Genomic DNA, 5,093 nt, shown 5'->3' on the forward strand with positions numbered 1-5,093 from the left:
GCCGATTCGCCTTGCGCCATCGACAAGTAGGGCGGACTTACCCTTTGAACGATTTTTCCAGTCCCTGAATTTTTCGATTATTTTGCGTTCCATAACAAGTATACACGAAAGTGCAAGTAGTAATATATGAATTTCTGCACGAAAGTGCGTTTTCTTTGTAGTATTTTATAGTAAAAGCCTATAACGTAGGCTAAAAATTAAGTATTGGACAATAGGCTTTTCGTGTTTTATCTTTGACTTGTATTTAAGAAGCTGAAAAAATGCAAGTTAGGTTGTGCGGAATAAACGATCGTTTTTATTGTACTGCCTGGTCTCGGGGATAACCCCGGGACCTGCCAATTTGTGTTCCCTGTCGGTGGCCATTCGCTTTGGACGATCGGTCGCGTTACGGCAGTGGCGGGGCATCTTTACGGGTTACGCCGTTGTCTCTTTTGTATTACGGCGCAGACTTCTTTTTTGTTGCCGTATAATCAGAGTTTTGCCGCTGTAATGTTGCTTGCCGCTTTCTTGCCGTTGACAGGCCCCATGTGCAATATGGTTTGGTTGTTGACTGGGGTGGCGTTGCGTCGATTCTTTGCGAAGTACCAGAAATGGGTGAACCTCGCCATGTTTGTTGCGCTTTTGGCTTGCGCTATAAAAATTTTTGATTTTGTGTCCTAATCGTTTGTTCTGGGCGTTCCCCCGGCTCACGGGACACGCACAACAGAACCGCCGCCGGGGTCGGGCTGTCGCGTTATCACGGCAAGGTCGCTTCGCCAAGGTCCCTGAGCATGTCGAAGGGCCGAAGCGCCCCTGCCGTGTCCGTTCAGCCTCGCGCTCCAGGCAACATCACAAGTCAAGCGCCGCGCGAGTCCGAACCGTGGCCGGCTTCCATCCCTAACGCAAATTCGCTAGGACAATTCTATTCGTTAGGAAGTCTCAAGATCATCAGCTGGCCGCCGTGATCGTAATACGACTTTATATTTTCACACACATAATCGGTCGCCTCTTTGTCAAGAAAGCCGAAACCGTATGTATTCTGGTAGTAATTCACCAGCTTTTCGTCAATCGCATAAATGACGATGTTTTGAACTCCGACATATTTCCGGATTTCTTCGATGATTGGCACGATAAAGTCGGCCATCATGGTTGGAGCAATGTATTGAGCGATATCGTCATAGTCGGTAATGCCAGCGTTTCTTGCGAAATTGACAAGCTCGATCGCCGATTCAGAAATTTTGATTTCAATGCCGTCGCTGTCTTTGCTGATTTCGTGGGATTGCTCGTCACGATTGTAAAAGACCAACAGGCAGGTTTTCAATGTGAAAAAGCCGCACAGCTGGCGGTATTTATCGAAAACCAAGTATGTAGTTGATTCGCCACGAATAGTGTCTTCGATGGCTCGTTTCTTCAAGTAATCAACGACGCCGTCCCCATCTTTATGGGCGACTTCAAAAGTGTTGATTATTTTTTCAAAGGTCTGTGGCAAAGGGAGCGTAAACGCACCATATCCAACTTCGGAAGTTGGTTCATCGCTTCGGTCACTTTATGCAACAGCGCATCACGCTTTGCTAATTGTTCCGTAGTGTACATATTGTAACCTCCAGTGCTAATTATACCAATTTATTCCCCCAAAGTCAACAGCGCTTTATTCAGACACCCCAAAAACACCTAGAATTTGTGACTTTTGGGCGTGGCGCAAGCACACTCCCACGGGTCTCCATTTTTTGGGTGTTCCCCCGGCTCCCAGGAAACGCACAACAGAACCGTCTAAGGCACTTCCCAGTAACCGCCCTTGTCGGGGCCGATACGCAGGAGTTTTCCGCCCTTCTTGAGTCTTGCGATTTGCTTTTCCACCGCTTTCGGAGATATTCCGACAACAGAGGCCAGTTCCGCAGTGGTCATTCGTGGGTTGTTCCTTAGGGTGGAAAGAATCCGCAAACTGGTTTTCTCCCCCCGTTTTTCGTTTTCTCCCCCCATTTCGGGACTTTCTCCCCCCATTTCCGTGGTGCGAAGAAAGGCCTGGATTTCATTTTCAAGGTTCCTTGCCATGGAATTCATCATAAACTCTACAAAAAAACTGGAGTCAGATTGCTCCTGGGACAGGGCAAGGCTCTTGACATATTCTTCCTTGTCTTCTTTGAGAACCCGTGTTGGAACCAGGTTGTTTTCGAACTGCACCTGATTCATCAGCAATCGGGCCATGCGACCGTTGCCGTCGGCCCACGGATGAATCGTCACCAGCCCATAGTGAGCTTCGAAACTCATTCTATAGAGAGAGTCAATGTCGAGTCTGCCGGCCTGGCTTCTGCGTTCATTCAGTTCGTTGCAAAACTCTTCCAGCTTCATGGGCACTTTGCTGAAACTCATATAAGAGCGTCCGCCAATTCCCGCCGACACATTCAGCAGTCGCAAATCGCCTTTAGCCGACGAAAAACTGCCCAGCGCGGTATTGTACTCGCTACCCGTATTTTTCATAACAAGGGCTGAAAGTTGCCTCAACATTTCAATGGAAATTTTTTCACCACCCTTAGCGAACTCGATGCTTTTTTCGTAAGCAACCTTTAGGTCGAGATTCATCATCTGTTCTGCAATGGTGCGGCCCCTGGCGCTGATCCCCTTGTCAAAGAGCAACTGATTTTCGATTTCGGTGACCGTGGATCCTTCGATTGCCGTGGAATGCGTAATGATGGAATACAGATAAAACTTTTTGTAGTCTATCTGACCATCGATTCCAAGTTCGCGATAACGAGCGATTAATGAAGCTAGGGAACTCATGAGTCAAAATATATAAACTCTTCCTACATTTGACATTTAAGCGAGACGCAAGCGCACTCCCACGCGTCTCGGCAGTACGAACACGAGTGTTCGTGTTGCTCTCGACTTTTGGGCCGTTCCCCCGGCTCCCGGGACACGCACAACAGAACCGCCGCCGGGGTCGGGCTGTCGCGTTATCGGCTCGCTCCGCTCCCCGTCCGTTCAGCCTCGCGCTCCAGGCAACTGCACAAGTCAAGGGTCGCGCGAGTCCGAACCGTGGCCGGCTTCCATCCCTAACGCAAAAATTTTCAGAGGGGCGTTTTCAGGAAATCGCCGGGCAAAATGGGTTTGATCTTGCTGTTTGCAAAATCATCGATATTTCGTGTGATAATGAAATCTGCATTTATTTCTGCAGCGCATTCGTCTTGCAGACAATCTTCAAAATCCTTGAATTTCGAGTTTGTCAGGGCCGCTTCAATTTTTCGTGAGTCAATCGGTACAACTTGAAGCAGATTAACGATGAACAGTAGCAAGTTTCGCCTTTGTTCTTCACTGCAGAATTTTCGTAAGATGAAGAACATGTTTGGAATGGAATGTGCTGCTACAATCGATTAAAACTTTCATTTGCCGTACTTTTCCATTCTGGCGTTTTCAAGTTCGGCATCGGCGTCGAATGTTTGGGGAATGCAACCTTTGAACTTTAGCAAACCCTTGAAGGCATCCATTTTCTTTGAGGAGGTCGCTTCTTTTTCTGCGAATTTTACACGAGCTGCAACAAAATAAATGAAATCATTTATTTCTTGTTTTGCTGCTAAAGGCAAGGACTCGTAAACAGACATAACTTCTGGCATAAGGCCTCCATGACAACGCTCTTAATATACAATTTTATTATTGACCCCCTTGGCTAATTATACCAATTTATTCCCCCAAAGTCAACAGCGCTTTATTCAGACACCCCAAAAACACCTAGAATTTGTGACATTTAAGCGTGGCGCAAGCGCACTCCCACGCGTCTCGGCAGTACGAACACAAGTGTTCTTGTTGCTCTCGACTTTTGGGCGTTCCCCCGGCTCCCGGGACACGCACAACAGAACCGCCGCCGGGGTCGGGCTGTCGCGTTATCACGGCAAGGTCGCCGAGCTTCGCCGAAGCGTCCCTGCCGTGTCCGTTCAGCCTCGCGCTCCAGGCAACTGCACAAATCAAGCGCCGCGCGAGTCCGAACCCTACGGGCTTCCATCCCTAACGCAAAAATGCAGGAAAACTAATTTTTTTTCTGCGCATCTTTGAATGGCTTCAAATCAAAGAACATCAGACGCGTTGCATCCTTGCGGTCTTTTTGGGTAAAGAAGTCGAAACTATTCTTGATGTAAAAACCAGTTGCGGCGGCATACGCATCGACTGTAATGAACCGGCATCCCGTGCGGTTCCCATTGGTAAACGCATGTTTGACAAAATTCAAAATGGCTCGGCCGATACCTTGATGTTCGTAGTCCATGGAAACAGCAAGACGGCCAATTTTTACAGATGGATATGTCTTGCGTCGCTTATTGTTTGAAATTCTTCTGTTGATTCTGTTCCACAAGGAGCGTTCTTCTGGATCATAGGAGACTTTGTCGTTCAGTAGAGTGAAATAAGCGACTGTCTTTTGAGTTTGACGATCCACCAGAAGATAAGTGACTGCCATTAAATCAGCAAGATAATTCTTTGCATCATCGAACAGAAAGTTGTTCAATTCATCATCTTTGCTGCAAAACGGAAGGATTTCCGTTTTCTCATCCAGGGGAAAAAGGTCAAATGAGGAAATATCCATTATTAAAACGGAAACTTTGCGATGGACATGAACTTATCGTAGGCGTTCCGTGCAGCCAGAACGTCTTCCTTCGTCACGGGCTTCGGATTCGCAATTTTCTGTTCGAAAACGCGAGCATCCTCACCATAGAGAGTCGGAGTTTCTTTGATCGGTCTTGCCATAAAATTTTACCTCATCCATAATATAGGATTTTAAAGAGGCATTGTCAAAGGGCTTGTCCGTTTCAACTGATTTTTGGGGCGTTCCCCCGGCTTCCATCTCCCCTAAAGGGGACCATGGCCCACTAAGCGCTAAAGCGCCAAGTGGTTGCAGGCCTAACGCGAATGCAGGATGCAAGATGTTCTATATGCCTCGGGGTGAGGCGTATGGGAAACTAGGCAAATTCTGATTAATAAAATTTATTTTCAGGGGAACGATGTTTTAGAAAAACTAAATTTAAGGGGAATATATTCGAGGCATCATCAACATGTGTGGAAGCATTTAGGCAGCCTTGCTAGATGATTCTCTCGATTCCGATTCCCATTCGTAGGCTATCTTTACATCTACA

8 protein-coding genes are annotated in these 5,093 nt (G+C 47.2%); 1 reads left to right on the forward strand and 7 read right to left on the reverse strand.

What is annotated here, in order from left to right; genetic code table 11:
- The first annotated feature begins 342 nt into the window (after nt 1-342).
- Nucleotides 343-660: a hypothetical protein gene (locus tag BGX12_RS15380; RefSeq protein ID WP_146196384.1), complete on the forward strand. Its 318-nt coding sequence runs from the start codon at nt 343-345 to the stop codon at nt 658-660.
- 241 nt (nt 661-901) lie between these two features.
- On the opposite strand, the gene BGX12_RS14970 is transcribed toward BGX12_RS15380, so the two are convergent.
- The 7 genes from BGX12_RS14970 to BGX12_RS15690 all read right to left on the reverse strand — a co-directional run bounded on the left by BGX12_RS14970 (nt 902) and on the right by BGX12_RS15690 (nt 4,707).
- The gene (locus tag BGX12_RS14970; RefSeq protein ID WP_109736822.1) at nt 902-1,468 is read right to left on the reverse strand and encodes a hypothetical protein; all 567 of its coding nucleotides are present in this window, start codon (nt 1,466-1,468) and stop codon (nt 902-904) included.
- The gene (locus BGX12_RS15975; RefSeq protein ID WP_255416888.1) at nt 1,444-1,572 is read right to left on the reverse strand and encodes a hypothetical protein; all 129 of its coding nucleotides are present in this window, start codon (nt 1,570-1,572) and stop codon (nt 1,444-1,446) included. Before BGX12_RS15975 ends, BGX12_RS14970 begins: the two co-directional genes overlap by 25 nt.
- Nucleotides 1,573-1,749: 177 nt before the next feature.
- Complete coding sequence (locus BGX12_RS14975; protein ID WP_109736823.1) at nt 1,750-2,757, reverse strand: Fic family protein; 1,008 nt, start codon at nt 2,755-2,757, stop codon at nt 1,750-1,752.
- Between the two features lie 287 nt (nt 2,758-3,044).
- Entirely contained in the window at nt 3,045-3,344 is a 300-nt protein-coding gene (locus tag BGX12_RS14980; protein WP_370245676.1) for a PIN domain-containing protein, read from the reverse strand.
- Between the two features lie 12 nt (nt 3,345-3,356).
- On the reverse strand, nt 3,357-3,587 hold the full coding sequence (locus BGX12_RS14985) for a hypothetical protein (protein ID WP_088666816.1): 231 nt from the start codon (nt 3,585-3,587) through the stop codon (nt 3,357-3,359).
- 410 nt (nt 3,588-3,997) lie between these two features.
- A complete protein-coding gene (locus BGX12_RS14990) occupies nt 3,998-4,546 on the reverse strand; it encodes a GNAT family N-acetyltransferase (protein ID WP_073233371.1) in 549 nt (182 codons plus the stop codon).
- Nucleotides 4,547-4,548: 2 nt separating this feature from the next.
- On the reverse strand, nt 4,549-4,707 hold the full coding sequence (locus tag BGX12_RS15690) for a hypothetical protein (RefSeq protein WP_175549664.1): 159 nt from the start codon (nt 4,705-4,707) through the stop codon (nt 4,549-4,551).
- Between the last annotated feature and the right edge of the window lie 386 nt (nt 4,708-5,093).

The organism is Fibrobacter sp. UWR4, assembly GCF_003149045.1.
Classification (GTDB): domain Bacteria; phylum Fibrobacterota; class Fibrobacteria; order Fibrobacterales; family Fibrobacteraceae; genus Fibrobacter.